The 17078-nt window shown below is 61.6% G+C and carries 25 protein-coding genes; 7 read left to right on the top strand and 18 right to left on the bottom strand.

The genetic code is table 11. The annotated features are described in order from the left end of the window. From HY556_05730 to HY556_05715, 4 genes are all read right to left on the bottom strand, one after another. A complete protein-coding gene (locus HY556_05730; protein MBI4393283.1) occupies positions 1-510 on the bottom strand; it encodes a hypothetical protein in 510 nt (169 codons plus the stop codon). A gap of 157 nt (positions 511-667) precedes the next feature. Then, a complete protein-coding gene (locus HY556_05725) occupies positions 668-973 on the bottom strand; it encodes a hypothetical protein (GenBank protein MBI4393282.1) in 306 nt (101 codons plus the stop codon). Positions 974-1004: 31 nt separating this feature from the next. Then, positions 1005-1286 carry a hypothetical protein gene (locus HY556_05720; GenBank protein MBI4393281.1) on the bottom strand — a complete coding sequence of 94 codons (282 nt, stop codon included), beginning with the start codon at positions 1284-1286 and terminating at the stop codon, positions 1005-1007. Positions 1287-1562: 276 nt separating this feature from the next. Next, a complete protein-coding gene (locus HY556_05715; protein ID MBI4393280.1) occupies positions 1563-2210 on the bottom strand; it encodes a V-type ATP synthase subunit D in 648 nt (215 codons plus the stop codon). 128 nt (positions 2211-2338) lie between these two features. Here HY556_05715 and HY556_05710 point away from each other — a divergent pair, with 128 nt between their 5' ends. Beyond that, the gene (locus HY556_05710; protein ID MBI4393279.1) at positions 2339-2791 is read left to right on the top strand and encodes a DUF4234 domain-containing protein; all 453 of its coding nucleotides are present in this window, start codon (positions 2339-2341) and stop codon (positions 2789-2791) included. Here the strand turns inward: HY556_05710 and HY556_05705 are convergent. From HY556_05705 to HY556_05685, 5 genes are all read right to left on the bottom strand, one after another. Further along, positions 2784-3569: a hypothetical protein gene (locus HY556_05705; protein ID MBI4393278.1), complete on the bottom strand. Its 786-nt coding sequence runs from the start codon at positions 3567-3569 to the stop codon at positions 2784-2786. The genes HY556_05710 and HY556_05705 overlap by 8 nt on opposite strands. A 321-nt stretch (positions 3570-3890) precedes the next feature. Further along, positions 3891-4793 (bottom strand): alpha/beta fold hydrolase, encoded by a 903-nt coding sequence (locus HY556_05700; GenBank protein ID MBI4393277.1) that lies wholly within the window; start codon positions 4791-4793, stop codon positions 3891-3893. Beyond that, positions 4793-4975 carry a DUF1059 domain-containing protein gene (locus HY556_05695; protein MBI4393276.1) on the bottom strand — a complete coding sequence of 61 codons (183 nt, stop codon included), beginning with the start codon at positions 4973-4975 and terminating at the stop codon, positions 4793-4795. Before HY556_05695 ends, HY556_05700 begins: the two co-directional genes overlap by 1 nt. Positions 4976-5000: 25 nt before the next feature. Further along, positions 5001-6017, bottom strand: coding sequence for an Lrp/AsnC family transcriptional regulator (locus HY556_05690; protein MBI4393275.1), 1017 nt, complete (start codon positions 6015-6017; stop codon positions 5001-5003). Between the two features lie 69 nt (positions 6018-6086). Next, positions 6087-7514 carry a V-type ATP synthase subunit B gene (locus HY556_05685; protein MBI4393274.1) on the bottom strand — a complete coding sequence of 476 codons (1428 nt, stop codon included), beginning with the start codon at positions 7512-7514 and terminating at the stop codon, positions 6087-6089. Positions 7515-7625: 111 nt separating this feature from the next. On the opposite strand from HY556_05685, the gene HY556_05680 reads away from it, so the two are divergent. The 4 genes from HY556_05680 (at position 7626) to HY556_05665 (ending at position 9104) form a co-directional block, all read left to right on the top strand. Beyond that, on the top strand, positions 7626-7907 hold the full coding sequence (locus HY556_05680) for an antitoxin VapB family protein (protein ID MBI4393273.1): 282 nt from the start codon (positions 7626-7628) through the stop codon (positions 7905-7907). Next, the gene (locus tag HY556_05675; GenBank protein ID MBI4393272.1) at positions 7904-8296 is read left to right on the top strand and encodes a PIN domain-containing protein; all 393 of its coding nucleotides are present in this window, start codon (positions 7904-7906) and stop codon (positions 8294-8296) included. Before HY556_05680 ends, HY556_05675 begins: the two co-directional genes overlap by 4 nt. Before the next feature lie 168 nt (positions 8297-8464). Further along, positions 8465-8689 (top strand): hypothetical protein, encoded by a 225-nt coding sequence (locus HY556_05670; protein ID MBI4393271.1) that lies wholly within the window; start codon positions 8465-8467, stop codon positions 8687-8689. Next, entirely contained in the window at positions 8676-9104 is a 429-nt protein-coding gene (locus HY556_05665) for a hypothetical protein (protein MBI4393270.1), read from the top strand. Before HY556_05670 ends, HY556_05665 begins: the two co-directional genes overlap by 14 nt. A 208-nt stretch (positions 9105-9312) precedes the next feature. Here HY556_05665 and HY556_05660 read toward each other — a convergent pair whose 3' ends face one another. From HY556_05660 to HY556_05645, 4 genes are all read right to left on the bottom strand, one after another. Beyond that, entirely contained in the window at positions 9313-9675 is a 363-nt protein-coding gene (locus tag HY556_05660; protein ID MBI4393269.1) for a HEPN domain-containing protein, read from the bottom strand. Continuing rightward, positions 9668-10390: a nucleotidyltransferase domain-containing protein gene (locus HY556_05655; GenBank protein MBI4393268.1), complete on the bottom strand. Its 723-nt coding sequence runs from the start codon at positions 10388-10390 to the stop codon at positions 9668-9670. Before HY556_05655 ends, HY556_05660 begins: the two co-directional genes overlap by 8 nt. Before the next feature lie 71 nt (positions 10391-10461). Then, positions 10462-11361: a tetratricopeptide repeat protein gene (locus HY556_05650; GenBank protein MBI4393267.1), complete on the bottom strand. Its 900-nt coding sequence runs from the start codon at positions 11359-11361 to the stop codon at positions 10462-10464. Positions 11362-11605: 244 nt separating this feature from the next. Beyond that, positions 11606-11878: a hypothetical protein gene (locus HY556_05645; protein MBI4393266.1), complete on the bottom strand. Its 273-nt coding sequence runs from the start codon at positions 11876-11878 to the stop codon at positions 11606-11608. A gap of 238 nt (positions 11879-12116) precedes the next feature. Between HY556_05645 and HY556_05640 the strand changes: the two genes are divergently transcribed. Beyond that, entirely contained in the window at positions 12117-12608 is a 492-nt protein-coding gene (locus HY556_05640; GenBank protein MBI4393265.1) for a nucleotidyltransferase domain-containing protein, read from the top strand. Further along, on the top strand, positions 12605-12952 hold the full coding sequence (locus HY556_05635; GenBank protein ID MBI4393264.1) for a DUF86 domain-containing protein: 348 nt from the start codon (positions 12605-12607) through the stop codon (positions 12950-12952). The genes HY556_05640 and HY556_05635 overlap by 4 nt, the downstream gene beginning before the upstream one ends. A gap of 76 nt (positions 12953-13028) precedes the next feature. Here the strand turns inward: HY556_05635 and HY556_05630 are convergent, their stop codons facing one another. From HY556_05630 to HY556_05610, 5 genes are read right to left on the bottom strand one after another with little or no spacing between them, the layout of a single operon-like run. Then, positions 13029-14792: an ATP synthase subunit A gene (locus tag HY556_05630; GenBank protein ID MBI4393263.1), complete on the bottom strand. Its 1764-nt coding sequence runs from the start codon at positions 14790-14792 to the stop codon at positions 13029-13031. Between the two features lie 12 nt (positions 14793-14804). Next, complete coding sequence (locus HY556_05625; GenBank protein MBI4393262.1) at positions 14805-15110, bottom strand: V-type ATP synthase subunit F; 306 nt, start codon at positions 15108-15110, stop codon at positions 14805-14807. Beyond that, positions 15107-16174, bottom strand: coding sequence for an ATP synthase A1 subunit C (ahaC, locus tag HY556_05620; protein MBI4393261.1), 1068 nt, complete (start codon positions 16172-16174; stop codon positions 15107-15109). The genes HY556_05625 and ahaC overlap by 4 nt, the downstream gene beginning before the upstream one ends. Next, positions 16175-16729 carry a hypothetical protein gene (locus tag HY556_05615; GenBank protein ID MBI4393260.1) on the bottom strand — a complete coding sequence of 185 codons (555 nt, stop codon included), beginning with the start codon at positions 16727-16729 and terminating at the stop codon, positions 16175-16177. 12 nt (positions 16730-16741) lie between these two features. Then, positions 16742-17062: a hypothetical protein gene (locus tag HY556_05610; protein ID MBI4393259.1), complete on the bottom strand. Its 321-nt coding sequence runs from the start codon at positions 17060-17062 to the stop codon at positions 16742-16744. Between the last annotated feature and the right edge of the window lie 16 nt (positions 17063-17078).

Genomic DNA, 17078 nt, shown 5'->3' with positions numbered 1-17078 from the left:
TCAAGGCCTCCAACCCTTGTGGATCACCTGAGCGCCGACCTTCTCGTCGCGTGCCGGAAGCTCGCTCAACAGGTCTGCGAGCCATTGGAACCATTCACCGGGCCGCTCTGACCCAGCCGCCCGGCGCTTGGCCTCGATCCACGGCCGGAGTCTCTTCCACGACACACGGATGGCGCCGCCAGCCCACTCGTTCACCAAGCGCAACGGAACGAGTCGCTGGTAGACCACGAGACCCATGGGTTCGCAGCGAAGGTAGACGCCGTTGGCGGCCTGCCGGACGTCGGCGTCGGCCTTCTCGATGAGATCGGGAGAGGCCGAGTCTGGAAGCGCGTAGACGATGTCCAACTGCTGCATGCTCGCCGTGTCCCACGCTTGAAAAGCCGCCAGGGCCCCGGCGTCGAGGCGTTTACGCTCGGCAGCCCGGAGTTGGAGCACTGCGAATGCGACGCCGAAGATCACGGCGACGGCCGCGACCGCTTTTAGCAACGTGGGGGGGTCAAGCTCGGCCATGTGCAGACCAAGCAGCGCCCCATGTTTTCAGGCTTTTGGAATCGTGCCGGTCGCCACACTACTGATCCGGATACGCATCTTTGGGAGTCCAGCCGGACTGGGGAAGGGCATTGGTTCAGTGGCCGACCACGGTCACGCCGAATGTTTCGGCCAGCCATCACTCGGCGGTTATCACAATCTTATCGCCTTGTCGGCCGACAATAACGATGTCACCCGGTTTGGCGCCTGGCATCACCTCGCGCAAGATCGCAGGGTCGAGGCTCACGGTGATGCTGTTTCCCGTGCGCTGGAGCTTACGACGCCGGCGGTCCTCGACGCCGAAAAGGCCCAAGCGGTGAGCTAGGTCGTCTTGCATCCCCACGTCCGCGAGGAGAAAAACCTCCTCACCGCAGATCGTGCAACGGAACCCCCTCGCGGGAAGCTCTCCCGCCGGGTAACGGACGGAGAGGATCTCTTCCTGCATCCGTGGTGCCTTTTTTCCATGGTTGAGGCATTCAGGCACGAAGCCGGCGCCGCGTCGCCGAGACCGAGACGACTGCGATTTGCGCGTCCGATTCCCGATAGCGGACGATGACCGTCCGCTTCCCGATGCGCTTCTGCGCCGTTTTTCCGTCATCATGGTCAGGTTCCTCCAAAGCAAGTCCTACGTCGTTCCCGTCAAGCGGCGGCCGTTCGGCGACCATTCCGTCGCGGGCGTGGCGGGTCACGACCACGGGCTTGCCGCGGGCCTCTAGAACGGCGTGAGGCCTTACATCGTAATTACGTCGTTCATCCATAACTAGTTGCCGCCCGCACCGTTCTGAAAGGAAGCACGTGCAAGCCCTTGTTGCGGGCTTTCATTGCGGGGTCGCCGAAAGTGACCAACCGCGGACAGGCCAGACGGGTGCTGCACCGCTTTATCTCCCACCATGGGTATATCGCTGCAACACGGCGAGCGCACCTTCAAAACACGCGGGCATCCGCAGATGTCCGAGTGAATCGGTGGACTCGAATCGGCCCACACGCTCAAAAAAACCGATTCTAAAGATCTGAGAACGGCGATCTTGGCTCGCCTAAGCCGCCGCTTCCGCGGCCGCCGCGCCCTTCTCCTTGATCTTTTTCAAGCGGAACGTATTCTCCCGTTCCATCTCTTCCAGTCGGAACGCGATGAACGCCCTTGTCTCGTTCAACTCGGGGATGACCTTGAACTCCAAGGCGTTGACCCGCCGTTTCGTCTTCTCGATCTCGTCGAGGAGTTTCTTGATCCCCGTCTCGACCTCCGCGGCGCGCACGATCGTCTCAAGGAGCCGCTCGTAGGCTTTCGCCGCCTCGTCGATACGCGGGCTCGTGCCGATGATACCATAGCCGCGCTGGTCCAGGCGTGCCTTGAACTGCGTGGCCTGGATCTGGGGCACGACCACACCCATCAGGTTCTTCCGGCTCACCGTGACCTGCGGGTTGTTGAGGAGGGCGAATGAGGCGCTTTTCACCGCGACAGACCCCTCGACCGCCTCGGCGATCGCGATCTTCTCCGCGGCCTCCGCGTAACGCTGCACGAGCTCCTGCCGGATGGTCTTCGCCTCCTCCAAGAGCTTGAAGAACTCCATGATGAGGCCGTCGCGCTTCATCTTGAGCAGCTTGTGGCCCTTGACGGAAAGCGCGATCCGCTTCTTGAGTTCGATGAGCTCAGAGCGGGTGGGTTTGATGTCCCGTATGGCCACAGCCGGGGATTCTCCTCAGGGATTTAAGGGTTTCTGCGGTCCCATGTGGACGCGGCAAGTCCCTTGATAAAACGCCGCTTCGGTTCGGGTACGCGGAACTTATCTCTCTCAAACGTGTTCTGTTGGCCATGGTTCTTCCGACGAAGGTGGGAAAGCAACGGGGATTCGGGCGCGGGCTACTGTTCACGATTCTTTCGCTGGGCCTTTACAGCATCTACTGGAACTACAAGGCCCACAACGAGATCTTCGAACAGTTCGAATTGAAGAAGGAGGGACGCGATGAGAACATCATCCTTCTGATCTTCGGACTCGTGGTCTTCCCCGTGCTTTGGTTCTACCAACTCAAGGCCATCGAGAACCTTAACTACGCGAGAGAGAGGCTTGGCCTGCCGAAGGCGATCACTGGAGTCGAATTCCTTCTTTGGACCACCGTCGGCATCCTCCTCCTGTTGCTCGGACCGCTTGTGGGATACGCGAAACTGCAGAAATCCGTCAACGAAGTGTGGGACCGCTACGACCAACGGAAGGCCGAACTCGTTACCCAGGGCCAAACGCCCGCGGCGCCTGCGCCGCTCATGTGAAGAACTTCCAACGAAACGTCGAGACGACCACGACCCTTAAATGTCCTTGTTTGTAGACCACGGCCCAAGCGCAGGCGTGAGCGATCGCCGCCAGCAACAGGGGAACAATGATCGCCTCGCCAGACGGGCGTACGTCGGCGAACGAGGTCCCTGTGATCACCGCATCGATGACCGTGATGATGGCGACGAGCAGCGCATAGACATTATTGAGCGCATGGATGAGCGTGCCGGGAAGCGTCGACAACCACCTGTGGCGCCAGGTCGGTAGCGGTTCCAACGCGCACCACATCGCCATCGCGAGCGCGGCTGTGCCCGAGTGGAAGGCTATCCTGAAAAAATAGATCAGCGGCTCCTCCGTCGAATACGTAAGGTAATGCTCGAAGATGCCGAACGCGGCGCCGGGAAAGAGGGCAAGCACTACCCTGAAGGGGGGTGACCGGATCCTCAACGCGGTCACGATGAAGAGCCCCGCCCCGAACTTCAACGCCTCCTCGAAAATAGGCGCCACGAAGACCAACTGGTGGTAGAAGTCGGCCCCCGAAAAAAACACGGACAAGAGGCCAACACCGAAGGAGAGCGTCGCGAATCTCAGGGGATCCTTGGGCACGTCAAAGATGTCCGATTGGGAATCTCCGGTGGATGGGCGTGGGGTGCCGAAGAAGACTTGATTATCGATCGCCTCTGGCGGCTTCGCGTGGGGGTAATTCCAATCGAGCGGCGGCGCAGGAGCCGGGGGCGGCGTCTCCGACGGGGCACGAGGCGGGGCGTCATCGGGCAAGCGTGTCGCCACCGAAACCGATGTGTGGCATTAATTATCCTTCTTTGAGAGTTCAAGGCATTGGTACGGTCACCGTCGTGCTTTGCGCCAAACATGCGTTGGCCAAGGACAGGGTAGGAACGATGAAAACGAACGCGTTCAGGCCGCGGCTTCGCGCCGCTGGTTCTTCAACTCCACGACCTAGACGCTGCCGAAGGGACCCCGAGGATGACCGCCATGACGGCGGCGGCGCTGAGAGCCGTCGAGGGGTCGATGTCGGCCCCATGCGACGACCGGCTAGCAGACCCTTCGGCTCGCGGGACGGTTGAGGGGCGGCGCCGCCTAAGGCTTTCCGCTTGATTGGTCGAGAAAGCGCCCCAGCGCTTTGTCGAAGCCGGCAGGGTCCTCAAGGAACGGGAAGTGGCCGCTCGATTCCAGGAGAACCAGTCGCGAGCCCGGGATTCCGGAATGAAGACGCTTCTGCTGCTCGGGAGGCAAGATGAAGTCGTGGACACCGTCGATGACGAGAGTGGGGGCGCCGATCTTGGGAAGCGCATCCGTCACATCGTACCCACGGAGTTCCGCGGACATCCGTTCGTCGCCGTGCGCCGAGAAGGTGCACGCCAACAGGGGTGCCGCGACGTCTTCATCGAAATCCTTGAAGAACAGGGGGATCACGGCCTGCATGTGATGCAAGTACGCGGCGTCCGCGTTCTCGCCCTCATAGGCGCCACGCGTGAAGGCCTCGTACGCCTGGGGGTACTTGCGGGCGAGGCGTGTTACGTTCTTGGCCACCAAGTGGCCCATGTCCATGGCACTCCCGCTACCGATGAGCGTGAGAGCGCTCACCGCATTCGGGATCCGGATCGCGTATTCGAGGGCAAGGAAGCCGCCGTACGAGTGCCCCAACACCAACCAGCGGTCGAAGCCCAGTGCTTTTCGCACCGCGTCGAAATCATCGACCATTTGGGCATGCGTCATGGTCGCGAGAGGGGGCCGCGAACTTTTGCCCCACCCGCGCGGGTCGAGCACGAACGAGTGCAGACGGTCGGCGAAGCGCGTGGCGATCGGGTTGAGGTACTCGTGACTGCAACCGGGCCCGCCAGGAAGAAGAAGCGCGGGGATCCCTCCCGCTGGTCCGAACTCCTCTGCGAACAACGTAGTGCCGTTCACATGAAACGTGCGCGGCTTCCCGTGCGCCAATTCGTGGGAGGCGACGTTCGACAGGGCGGCCACGATTCTCACTACCGTACGGCCGTGACGGCGGCGCGCGCTTGGGTCTCCGTGAGTTCCATCGCGTGCGCATCCTTGACGTGAGCGCGCACGACGCGCACGACTTCGGTTTCGTCCGGGCTCCGGATGAGAAAACCGCATTCCGGTCCGCATGCACTTTGTCGCAATCCGTGGCTTTGTTTGAGTTCTGGCATGTTTTACCAGATCTCCATTACAACTTCAACGCTTTTTGGCCTGTCGCGCGCCCGAGGGCGCACCAACGGTCGCTTCGCCTTCGGAGTTTCCCTTTTTGTCCGTCGAGGCCCCGGAAACGGAAATCTCGCCTACGGCGCGCCTGTCGATGGCCTCGTCGAGCCACGAGAGACTCATGGTGCGAGCTGCGGGAATGAGAAGTTCGACCCGCTCTACGCCTGCGAGAGCTCGCACGCGAGCCGCAATCGAATCGACGTCGCCGGTAGTTCGCGCTCGAAGGAAGTAGACGAAGCTACCAAGCTCCTTCGACGGGGGGACCCAAGCGTGGATGAGCGAGGGCTCGATCGCACTGCGTGCCGCTTTCGCGGCATTCGGAGGATCAGGTCGCAAATACACTAGCAGGCCAAAAGCCACGAACCCGGCAATCTTGGAGAAATCCACGTTCGGCACGATCCAGAGGCTCCCGTCGGCGATCATCCGTTCGAAGCGGTTCCGGACGGTCCGTGGCGTGACACGTAGTTCCTTTGCAACCGCGGATAGCGGTTTCTTGGCGTCGTGGCGCAGTGCTTTCACGATGCGCCAATCGAGGGGCGACAAAGGGCGTTTGGCTGGCGGACGGTAGTTGTCGTAGAATTCCCAAGGCGAAGAACCCGCCGCACCCGAAAGGGCTCGCAGGCGGCGATCGCGCTCGGCATCGTCCTGGAAGAAAAGGTCCACGCACACATCACGTCCCAGGAACTGGAAACAGCCCGTGACACCGTCGAGCGGCTCGATCGCCTTCACGAACGCAGCCTTGCGCTCCTCAGGAACGCGAAAATGGAAACTTCGCCACTGAAGGGGGAAATGTCGCAGGTTCGGATACGCAGAGTAGCCGGCGATTACACCTGCCGACTCCATGCGGGCGATGCGATCCTTCGTCGCCTTGACCCCGAGACCCACGCGACGCGCAAGACGCGACGGGCGGACGGCATCCGCGGGCGGGAGCTCTGGCGTGTACGGTTGGAACCCCATGGCCTGCAGGATCCGGAAGTCCGTTTCGTCCACGGCGGCGGGATGGCCGTCCCGTCTGATTAAGCTGGCTCCGTCACGCTTTCGGCGGCTTCCAAGGCAAGGTTAACGTGCCGTCGGTGAGACCGTGGCCTTGCCCCGGTTCTGCGGGTGGTACTTGTCGATGTACTTCTTGTCGATCCTCGTGACCGCCGACTCCGGTAGCGTCCCTACTAGGTCCCAGAAGTGCGTGAGCGTCGCTTCGATGTCGCGGTCCTCGTCGCGGCCTTGGCGTACGACCTTGTCCTCGAAGAGGTCGGCGAATTCCAGGAACTTCTTGTCCCGGTCGGAGAGAGCGTCCTTGCCGACGATGGCGACGAGGCCACGGAGATCCTTTCCTTCAGCGTACCCTGCGTAGACCTGGTCGGAGACCGCCTTGTGGTCTTCACGCGTGAGGACGCGGACGTTGCCGTGGTGATCCTTCTTCACGCCTATGCCAGCGTTCATTAGCCGCGACAGGCTCGGGAGAACGTTGATCGGCGGGTAGATGCCCTTCCTGTGCAGTTCACGCGAGATGACGACCTGCCCCTCCGTGATGTAACCGGTGAGGTCGGGGATCGGGTGCGTGATGTCGTCGCCGGGCATCGTGAGGATGGGGAACTGCGTGATGGAGCCTTTCCTTCCCTTGATCTTGCCTGCGCGTTCGTAGATCTGCGCGAGGTCGGTGTACATGTAACCCGGGTAGCCTCGGCGGCCGGGCACTTCCTCACGCGCGGCGCCGATCTGCCTTAGCGCCTCGCAGTAATTGGTCATGTCCGTGAGGATGACCAACACGTGGTAATCGTGCTCGTACGCGAGGTACTCGGCGGCCGTTAAGGCCATCCTCGGCGTGATCAAACGCTCGATCGTGGGGTCGTCGGCGAGGTTCACGAACAACACGGCGCGCTGAAGGGCGCCCGTGCGTTCGAAGTCCGCCTTGAAGGCCTGGTACTCCTCGTTGGTGATGCCCATCGCCGCGAACACGACGGCGAACTCCTCGCCCTCGCCCCGCACCTTCGCTTGGCGTGCTATCTGGAGGGCGATCTCATTGTGCGGCAATCCGGAACCGGAGAAAATCGGGAGTTTTTGGCCCCGAACGAGCGTGTTCATGCCGTCTATCGTGGAGATTCCCGTCTGGATGAACTCGGACGGGGATTCGCGAGAGTACGGATTGATGGCCGCCCCGATGATGTCGGTGCGCTTCTCCGGGATGATCTCCGGGCCCCCGTCCTTTGGGGCGCCGCGACCGGAGAGGACCCGGCCCAACATGTCCTTCGAGAGCGCGAGCTTGATAGTCTCGCCGAGGAACTTTACGGTCGCCTCGCGGTTGATGCCCGAAGTCCCCTCGAACACCTGCACGGCGACGAGGTCGTCGGACGTGTCGAGCACCTGCCCCCGCTTTATCGCGCCGTCCGGGAGCTTGATGGTCACCAGTTCGCCGTAGCCGACCGGGTCGGTCTTCTCGACGAACACCAGGGGTCCTGCGATTTCGGTGATTGTTTTGTATTCTTTCATGAAAACGCCTTGCTGGTTCGTCGGGAACGGCTGTGAGTATATAATGATGATGTAGACTTTTGGCAGGGTTCTCGAAGAGATAATATGCACAGACCACACATACACGGATGCATGGGAACGAAGACGTTGTCGGTCGCGGACGACGCATACGAACTGCTTGCCAAAGAGAAGCGGGCCGGCGAGTCGTTCAGCGACGTCATCCGCCGCCTGGCCCACAAACCTTCGCTACGCGACCTACAGAAGTTCATCTCTCCAAAGGAGGCCGAAGCGCTCGCCGAGGCCGTCCAGATGAACAAGCAAGAACGGACTGAGGCGAGGGTCAAAAAGCTGGGTCTTCCGGAGGGCGAAACGACGGCGCCGGACGACCTACGTCGCGAGAGGCGTCGCACGTGATCCTCGACACGAGCTTCGTCATCGACATCCTGCGCGGCGATTTTGCCGCTTTGGGGCTTCTAGACGAATTGGAAAGCGGGACGGACGTCCTGAGGATCCCGACCCCTGCATACTTCGAACTCGTCGAGGGCGTCGAGCGGTCTCGTTATCCTCCTCGTGAGTGGGAGAATCTGAGAGACACCTTGGATCGCTTCCCGTCGATCGGGTTGGAATCGCGCCATGCCCTGCGCGCGGGAAGGATATCTGGTGCCCTGATCAGGAGAGGGCGGAGGATCGATCCTGTGGACATCCTCATCGCAGGTATAGCGCTCGAAGAGGGCGAAGCGGTGGTCACGAGGGACGTGGACGATTTCGGGAGGGTCGAGGGGTTGGGCGTGAGGACCTATTAAACAGCCTTTCACCCTCCCATCGTGAAGACCTGGCGCGGCGGCGCACTGTGGCACCTAGTCGATACGAAACCGGCCTTGGCGTGGACCAGAGACTTGTACGAAACGACGCACAGGACGCGTTTCCCGACGCGAAAACTATAAATTATGTGAGTTCACATATTCTAGTCGATGCCGAACATGACGCTGTCCGTCGATGAGGAGACGGCCAAAGAGGTCCGGCGCCACCCCGAGGTCAGGTGGAGCGAGGTCGCGCGGCAGGCGTTTCGAAGAAAACTCCGGGAGCTCCATGCATTGGACACGGCGTTCGCCAACTCGGAGCTTGACAGAGAGGACGTCGAGCGCCTCGCACGAAAAGCAAACCTGGGGCTATTGAAGAAACTTGCCAAGCGATGAGACGCTCGGGCCTCTGGTCGTCGACGCCAACGTCCTGTTTTCTGCGCTTCTTCGCACTGGTGTCACGAGGCACATCATCATGTTCGGCGGCTTGGATCTCAACACGCCAGAAGCCCTCTGGGAGGAGTTAGATCGCAACAGGGCCTTCCTTCTGAAGAAGAGCGGCGCCACCGAGGAAGCGTTTGACCGGCTCCTCGAGATCATGCGGGACCGAATCGCGTCGGTGCCCCTTGAGACGATCGCGCCGCATCTCGCGGTGGCATTGCAGAAGCTCGGCGAGAAGGACCGCCTGGACGCGCCGTACGTGGCGACCGCGATCGCCATCGCCGGTAGTGTGTGGACCCAGGATAGGCGCCTTTCGCGAAAGGCGGGCGTCAAATGTTACACGACGAAGGAGCTTGCGGGTCGGCTCTAGAGACCGGCGTTCGCCGCGCCGCTACGCCGCCTCCATCTTCGCGAACTCGTCTTCCATCTGCTTCATGATCCGCTCGTAGAGTTGATCGAAGCCTTCCTCGAACCTCGCCCGCTACAATTCGGCCTTCGTTTGGACGGACACTATTGTGTTATCGACTCGCGGCCGTCGATCGGCCCCGGACGCGCGGTTCGTCTCGACCGCCGGTCTCTCATTTCTTGCCCGCCGCCCGCAGCGCCTTCACCATTCGTTCTGCCAGTCGGACGGCGTCTTGGACTTCGCTTCTGTGCACCGTTTCGTCGAAACCGTAGGTGCCGAGCGTGAAGCGCGAAAGCAGTTTGTGGAGGCGCTTGCCGTCGACACCTTCGGGCAGGAGACCAGCTTGGAAAAGTGGGCCTGCGACCATGTGGTCGGAGGGGTACTTGCCGGACTTACGAGACAGGAGGGCCTTGGCGGCAAGCTCGGCCGCCTGTCTCGCCGATTCGAACGCGGTGTGAAACCGGCCGGCGGCGAGATTCTCTTTGGCTGCGGCGAGCCATTCCTCCGCCCCCTTCATCAACTCTTCCTCATTCATCCGGTGGCCGACCCCCGTAGACGAGTTCCCAAATCCCCTTCGGAGTCGCGGCGTGTTCCGACTCGACGCCGGCGAACACGATGAGCCCGTCCGTTTGGACGGCTTCTTGGATGACTTTCGGCAATTCGAAGAATCGGCCCGGCCCGATGACGCGTGGCTGTATGGGGCGGCTTGCGGTCAGGCTTGTTTCGGCGGCCAGATCGATGATCCTACGGGTGTGGGCTTTGACGGGCTCCGGGACGAGGACGATACAATCAACGTCGGCCCCGGGCCTTGCCTTGCTGCGGGCAGTCGACCCGTATATCACCACCGTTGGCCGCTCGGCCGGTTCTCCCGGGAATTCTCGTCGAAGACGGCGCAGAAAGGAAAGGACGGTCGTTCTTGCTTCCACGTCGGGAACTTGCGTCACGAGGGGGAAGTCCCAATCGATGGCACCGTGCGCCAACCATCGAAGGCACGCGCCGTTCGAGGGCGAGATCCATTGGACTGCAAGGGAATCGCGGGCGCTGTACTTCACCGTCCGGCCCTCCGGAGAGCTCTCTTGGCTACGTTCGACGAGGTCGTCGCGCATCATTCTTCGAAACTGCTGAGAGAGGAAGGAGGAGCTCACCCCCAATTCTTGGGCCAGCGCGTTCAACGTCAGTCCCTTCTCGCCCGATTGGCTCTGGACTAGGCGATGAAGGAGCCGGTAGTCGGCGGGCTTGAGGTACTTCACAAATTAACTAAGTAGTTAATAAGTTAAATACATTTCGCGCGCCCAAACCGCTCCAGAATGGGCAATGTCGGCTACGGGTCCCGCTTTCCTACGCGGGCGTGGCCTTTCGCACCGACTTCCACGTTCAGCCACTCCAACGCTTCCGGATGACGCTGCCACAAAGCGCCGCTGTTTCGCGCATACGAGGCAGCTTCTTGGCGACTCCCCCACGCGACAAGGTCTGGTAGGCCAGAAGGGACCCTTCTCGTGCCGAGCAGGTAGTCCGGAACGTGAGGATGGTACTTGCGCGCGGTCCGCAGAAGCCGCTTCGCGGTCGCCACTTCGCCCCTGACGAAAGCGACGAGGACCGCGCCCCATGAAGACTCGACAAGAGCATCGTCTGGATAACGGCCGAGGAGCTTGGCCGCATCCTCCACCCGACCCTTCTCCATGTATAGTTCGAACAACGCGCTTCGATTCCCCTGGTTGTCGTTCGGGTTCAGCTCAAGTATCGCCTCATAGTGCGCCATGGCCTCATCAAGCCGCCCCATAGCCCAGAGGCACCGTGCGTATCCTTCCCGCGACCGCATATAGGGTCGCGTTTCGATCAATCCCCAGAACATACCTTTGTTCTCCTTGAAAAAGCGCGGCCCGAGGGCACGCTCCCCCGCCGCCATTCCTTTTTCGAAGAGGGCCGCCGCTCCCGCTATTGACTCGCTTTCGGCCAGGATGTTGTACGCGTCCGCGCAATCGCCGCTTATCTTGAGCGCTTTCCTGGCCAAGGAGGCAGCCTTCGATGCGCTCGTTTCCTCCCACGCATCATAACATACCTGCTGCGCGGCCTCCAACGGCGTCTCGGGCGAAAACATCGGAAGCTTTCCGCCATTGGCCTCGAGAAGATTTCTCATGAACCGATCCGCGTCCTCCGCGCTCCCGAAGGTTTGACCGGCGATCATCTTACCAAGAGTCGAATTGGCTTGTTCGGCGCCCATGAAACGCCCTCCCCGAGTACTTCCACCGCGTCCAGATGCTCGTTTGATCACCGTCATGTAGTCCCCTTCGGTCCACCTCAGGGCAGTCCGGTCGACGGAATCGCATGGGACACCATCCATATTTGCGCTTTGGTTTCATGACGGGCCCCATGTCAAACGGGTTTCGATTCTTGGGTTGGCAGAGGATTTCGCTCCCGGCGAAACCCGGCGGCGGCGCGTTGAAATAACGACCGCGACCCTGGCCTTACGCCGCCTCCATCCTCCCAAACTCCTCATCCATCTGCTTCAGGATCATCTCGTAGAGTTGATCGAAGCCTTCCTCGAACCTCGCCCGCGACAATTCAGCCTTCGCCTTGACGCTGCCGATCGTCGCTATCGGGGCACCGCGTCCCATCGCCACTTCTCCGAGGTCTCTGTACTTCATGATGACATTCATGAGCTTGTACTGCTTGTCGAGAGGACAATACGTGTCGATCGGGTGGAACGCGTTCTGTTGCAGGAAGATCTCGCGTATCATGCGGGCGACTTCGAGCGTCAACCGGTCACTGTGGGAAAGAGTGTCGGAAGAGCGCGGTCGTCGACGTCGAGGCGCGGAGCGCGATGAAGTTCGACCCGAGTGCGGAGCTGGAGCCCATGACTTATCACAAGGGCAGCTCGTAGAACAAGTGGACAGGCCATGCTCAAAGGTCAAAGGCCACTGCTGCCGCCGGAAGGCAAGGGTTTATTAGTAAGAATGTCTTACATTCTTACCTATCATGCCGGTCTTGACTAAAGTCACGTCCAAGGGTCAGGTGGTCATTCCTGTCGAGATCCGGCGGACGCTCAAGCTCAAGCAGGGAAGTCATCTTGTGGTGGAGACCGCCGGCGACCTTCTGGTGATGAAGGAAGTAGCCCTCCCACACCCGGCGGCCGAATTTACGGCTCCAACGGGTCGCCAGAGGGGCCGTGGCACCGCGAAGACCGTCCCAGATATAGCGGCACTTCGCGGCGTCCTCGTCCCCGTCCTGCGGCGGCAAGGTGTGAGGAAGGCCGCGCTTTTCGGTTCCGTCGCGCGAGGCGACGCGACGTCTTCGAGCGACATAGACGTCCTAGTGGAACTTGGGTCGGACGCAAGCCTCCTGGACCTTGCGACACTCAAACTTGAGTTGGAAGAGGCCGCGGGACGGCGCGTAGATGTGGTGGAATACGCATCGATCAAGCCCCGCCTACGCGAAGGAATCCTCGCGGACCAGGTGTCGCTTCTATGAAGGATTCCGTGATCTACCTTGACGACATACTGGAGTCGATCGAGCGGATATCGGAATATGTGGATGGAGTGACCCTGAAAAGGTTTCTGGCGGCGCCTGAGAAGCAGGACGCCGTGCTTCGCAGGCTCGAAATCATCGGCGAAGCGGTGAAACATGTCCCGGTCGAGCTACGTGAAACGCGCCCGGCCGTTCCTTGGAAGTCGATAGCCGGCTTGAGGGACGTCGTGATCCACTCCTACGCCAATGTTGACAACAGGCGAGTCTGGAAGGTCGTCAAGAAGGATCTCCCCATCCTGGAACGAGAGATCCGATCGATCATGGCGGATCTCGAACGGAAAGAGTGAAAGCCGACGACCGGGAATCGGATGGCCCAGGCGGGCCATTGGAGCGATGCAAGGTACGGCATCCTGGGGCGACTCCCTACGCCGCCTCCATCTTCGCGAACTCGTCTTCCATCTGTTTCATGATCTTCTCGTAGAGTTGATCGAAGCCTTCCTCGAACCTCGCCCGCGATAGTTCGGCCTTCGCCTTTACGCTGCCGATGGTCGTGATGGGCACGCCGCGGTTCATGGCGGTCTTTCCGAGGTCGCGGTATTTCATTATGGCCTTCATGAGCTTGTACTGCTTGTCGAGCGGGCAGTACGTGTCGATCGGGTGGAACGCGTTCTGCTGGAGGAAGATCTCGCGTATCATGCGGGCGACCTCAAGGGTCAACTGCTGTTCGGCGGGAAGCGCGTCGGAGCCGACGAGCTGCACGATGTCCTGCAACTCGGCCTCTTGCTGGAGGATGTCCATGAACTGTGAGCGCATCGTGTTCCAATCCGGGGCCACGTTCTCCTTGTACCAGTCGGCGAGGAGTTCCTCGTAGAGTGTGTACGAGTTCAGCCAGTTGATCGAGGGGAAGTGCCGCCTTTGAGCGAGTTTTGCGTCGAGAGCCCAGAACACCTTCACGATGCGCAAGGTGTTTTGCGTGACGGGCTCGGAGAAGTCGCCGCCCGGCGGCGACACGGCGCCGATGGCGGTGACCGACCCCTTCTGTCCGTCAAGGGTTATGACGCGGCCCGCGCGTTCGTAGAACTCGGCAAGCTTCGCCGCAAGATAGGCCGGGTACCCTTCTTCGCCGGGCATTTCCTCGAGACGTGACGATATCTCACGCATGGCCTCTGCCCAGCGCGACGTCGAGTCGGCCATGAGCGACACGTCGTAACCCTGGTCGCGATAGTATTCGGCGATGGTCATCCCCGTGTACACCGACGCTTCCCGAGCCGCGACAGGCATGTTCGACGTGTTCGCGATGAGGACCGTGCGCTCCATCAAGGGGCGTCCGGACTTGGGGTCTTGGAGTTCGGGGAACTCCGTGAGCACCTCCGTCATCTCGTTGCCGCGCTCGCCGCAACCGATGTAGACGACTATCTCGGCGTCCGACCACTTGGCGAGTGCCTGCTGCGTGACCGTCTTTCCGGAGCCGAAGGGGCCCGGGATGGCGGCGGCGCCGCCTTTCGCCACCGGGAACAACCCATCGAGGATGCGCTGTCCGGTGACAAGTGGAATCTCCGGGCGGAGCTTCTCGGTGAACGGGCGCGGGATGCGCACCGGCCACTTGTGGTGGAGCATCAGGTCCGCTCCGGTATCGAGCTTCGCGACCGTCTCGTCGATCGTGTACTTTCCCTCGGGGCTCACTTGCGTGATCGTGCCCGACACGTTCGGCGGCACGAGGATCTTGTGGTGTATCCGTTGCGTCTCTTGGACGCTTCCCAGAACGTCGCCGCCCTTCACTTTGTCGCCTTTCTTGACGCTCGGCTTGAAATCCCACTTCTTCGCGTGGTCGAGGCCGGGCGCGAAGACGCCGCGCTGGATGAAGTCGCCCATCTTATCCTTCAAGACGACGAGCGGACGCTGGATGCCGTCGTAGATGGAGGTGAGAAGGCCCGGACCGAGTTCGACGACCAACGGTTGACCGGTCTCTCGAACGGGCTCGCCGGGCTTGATGCCGCTCGTGTCCTCATAGACTTGGACGATCGTCTTGTCGCCGGAGATCTCGATGACCTCGCCCATGAGCTCCTCTTTCCCCACGAAGACGACGTCGTACATGCGGGCCGAGATGCCCTTGGCGGTGACGACGGGCCCGGCGACTCGGTAGATCAAACCGGTCTTTCCCGCTTGCTTCACTGTGGTTGCCTGCATTGCCATCCTGAATCACTCCTTGTAGAGATCGAGACCTATTGCGCGCTTTACTTTATCCCGCAGATCCGACGATGAGGCCTCGCCCATCTGGATGACCACGGGGTCGATCGACTCGCTCATCTTGCGGCGAAGAGGCGCCGGAAGTCTCGCGACGTCGGATGAATGGACTATCATGATGCCCGCTTCCCCGGCATCGAGGAGTCTTACCACCTCGTCTTGGTACGCTTGGCCCTCCACGGCGATGGCTTTCTTCACGCCGGAGAGGCGGAAACCGGTGACGAACGTCTCCGAGCCCACCGCGTAGACCTCCTTCGTCATAGGGACAACAACTCCCGGATGGTCTCCTCGCGAAGCCCCGATTGCTTACCGGAGGCTATGATGCGGAGGTTGTCCACCTCGATCTTCTTCCTCAACACGTAATCGATCACCGGGAGGATGGAGAGCGGGTAACGATGGCTGAACGTGCGGGCCGATTGCAGGAGGTACGCGTCCAACGCCGTCGTCACGGGGTGGAGGTTGCCCTTGTCGATGGCCTCCCGCAAGTGCGGCGCCACGACCTTGCCGATGTCGGTGCCCTCGAGCTCGTGGCCGAAATCATCGGCGTTCGCCCTCAAGAGCCGCGTCGCGTTCTCAAGCGTGATCTCGCCGCTATCGTCAAGGAAGAGGTCGCCGATCTCGGTGATGCCGTCCGCGCGGAGGCGAAGCACGGTCTTCAGGTCGATGATATCGAGTTCCCGCTCAAGGAAAGCCTTGAATGCGGCCTTCGGTTGGTCCTTCGGCTCCACCGCGGCAACGAGCGCCTTGTAATACCTCTTGTCCACCGCGTTCTCGAGTTTCGCAAGGCTCGATGCCGCGCCCCTCCCGGCGACGTAGTCGCCGAGCGACGCCCCGTAGGGCGTCTCCCGAAGCGCGTCGATCACGTCGGCGAGGCTTGCAAGCTTCGCCAACCCGTCGAGGTTCTCGACAGTGAGCTGTCCTGCCGGCACGAGGTTGCGGCCGATCTCCTCGTCAGGGACGCCTGCGAATTTCCCTCGCAGGATCGTCTTGATGTTGTAGACGTCGTAGCGCTGGAGGTAGAGTTCCACCATGCCGCGTAGCTCGCCCGACGACCACGAAAGAATCGACGCGTACTGGCGCGCGAGGTTCAACCGTGTCGCCATCTCGACGAGTTGAGCGCCCGCGAAGCGGCCGCCGAGTTCGTCGATCTCCCGCTTGTACTGGCCCTCTTGGAGAGTCCTCGCTATCTCGTGGACGTCGCGGGCCAAGAGCTTCGGGTACGTGTCGCTTGGGAGGAGGAAGGTCTTCTTCGCCCGCACCCGGGCCGTCACGTAGGCGTAGTTGCCGCCCGCTGCGAACACGCTCCCGAGCGACCCGAGTTTCATCTACTTGCCCTCGAACAGGTTCTTCGCGACATCGTTCAAGGCGTCGCGCCACGCCTCGTCGAGGAGCCCCTCGTAGGTGAGGTCCTCGCGCGTGGCGCCGTCTTTCGACTCGGCGACGAGCCCGCCGATGGAGGGCACCGTCCCGGCGACGACGAGCTTGAGTTCGGCGGCGGTTGCCTTGTCGGCCTCGGCGACCCACAGGACGCTTGCCTTCGCGGCGTCTTTCGAGGCGACTGCCTTGAGCCAGGCCTGGCGTTGGCTGGTGCCCGCCCTGGCGACGCGCTCTCGCGCGGCCGCCTTGACGCGCTCAAGCGCCTCCTTCTCGGCCGCAAGGCGGAGCTTCTTTGCGTCAAGCTCCGCGGCAGACGCCTCGCGCTTCTTGAGTTGCACCGCAACGGAGCGCGCCTCGGCGAGGCGCCGCTCGCTGGCTGAGCGGGCCTCGTCCCTGGCCGCTTGGAGGATCGTGGCCGCCTCCGCGCGCGCCTTGTCGAGGCGGGATCGGGCGTCGGCCTCGCCCTTCGCGCGTATGTTCGATATGACTTGCTCTATCCCCATCTTCGCTTCCCCTTAGAACGAGATCTTTCCCATGAGCAGGAAAGCGATGACGAGCCCGAAGAGCACGATGGTCTCCGGGATGACCATGAGCGTGAGACCGCGACCGAAGAACTTGCTGTCCTCGGCGATCGCCCCGACGGCGGCGGCCCCGATGTCCTTCTGGGCCAGGCCCGTTCCGAGCCCGGCGATGCCGACGGCAAGCCCCGCTCCGACGGCAAGAAGCCCAGAGGCGTTCGCCTTCGCGGCCTCGATGGCCGCATCTCCGGCGGTCTCGCCCTGGGCTGCGACCACACCTGCCGCGGCGAGCGCCGCGACGAATCCGACTGCAAGCATTCCTACGACTTTTGTG

It is taken from the genome of Euryarchaeota archaeon (genome assembly GCA_016207515.1).
GTDB lineage: Archaea > Thermoplasmatota > SW-10-69-26 > JACQPN01 > JACQPN01 > JACQPN01.
This window is presented reverse-complemented; position numbering and strand designations above follow the sequence as displayed.

Coding starts and splice junctions, on each gene's coding strand:
- HY556_05730 (MBI4393283.1), bottom strand. CDS start 510: ATGGCCGAGCTTGACCCCCCCACGTTGCTAAAAGCGGTCGCGGCCGTC.
- HY556_05725 (MBI4393282.1), bottom strand. CDS start 973: ATGCAGGAAGAGATCCTCTCCGTCCGTTACCCGGCGGGAGAGCTTCCC.
- HY556_05720 (MBI4393281.1), bottom strand. CDS start 1,286: ATGGATGAACGACGTAATTACGATGTAAGGCCTCACGCCGTTCTAGAG.
- HY556_05710 (MBI4393279.1), top strand. CDS start 2,339: ATGGTTCTTCCGACGAAGGTGGGAAAGCAACGGGGATTCGGGCGCGGG.
- HY556_05695 (MBI4393276.1), bottom strand. CDS start 4,975: ATGCCAGAACTCAAACAAAGCCACGGATTGCGACAAAGTGCATGCGGA.
- HY556_05685 (MBI4393274.1), bottom strand. CDS start 7,514: ATGAAAGAATACAAAACAATCACCGAAATCGCAGGACCCCTGGTGTTC.
- HY556_05680 (MBI4393273.1), top strand. CDS start 7,626: ATGGGAACGAAGACGTTGTCGGTCGCGGACGACGCATACGAACTGCTT.
- HY556_05670 (MBI4393271.1), top strand. CDS start 8,465: ATGCCGAACATGACGCTGTCCGTCGATGAGGAGACGGCCAAAGAGGTC.
- HY556_05660 (MBI4393269.1), bottom strand. CDS start 9,675: ATGAATGAGGAAGAGTTGATGAAGGGGGCGGAGGAATGGCTCGCCGCA.
- HY556_05650 (MBI4393267.1), bottom strand. CDS start 11,361: ATGGGCGCCGAACAAGCCAATTCGACTCTTGGTAAGATGATCGCCGGT.
- HY556_05645 (MBI4393266.1), bottom strand. CDS start 11,878: ATGATACGCGAGATCTTCCTGCAACAGAACGCGTTCCACCCGATCGAC.
- HY556_05640 (MBI4393265.1), top strand. CDS start 12,117: ATGCCGGTCTTGACTAAAGTCACGTCCAAGGGTCAGGTGGTCATTCCT.
- HY556_05635 (MBI4393264.1), top strand. CDS start 12,605: ATGAAGGATTCCGTGATCTACCTTGACGACATACTGGAGTCGATCGAG.
- HY556_05630 (MBI4393263.1), bottom strand. CDS start 14,792: ATGCAGGCAACCACAGTGAAGCAAGCGGGAAAGACCGGTTTGATCTAC.
- HY556_05625 (MBI4393262.1), bottom strand. CDS start 15,110: ATGACGAAGGAGGTCTACGCGGTGGGCTCGGAGACGTTCGTCACCGGT.
- ahaC (MBI4393261.1), bottom strand. CDS start 16,174: ATGAAACTCGGGTCGCTCGGGAGCGTGTTCGCAGCGGGCGGCAACTAC.
- HY556_05615 (MBI4393260.1), bottom strand. CDS start 16,729: ATGGGGATAGAGCAAGTCATATCGAACATACGCGCGAAGGGCGAGGCC.
- HY556_05610 (MBI4393259.1), bottom strand. CDS start 17,062: ATGCTTGCAGTCGGATTCGTCGCGGCGCTCGCCGCGGCAGGTGTGGTC.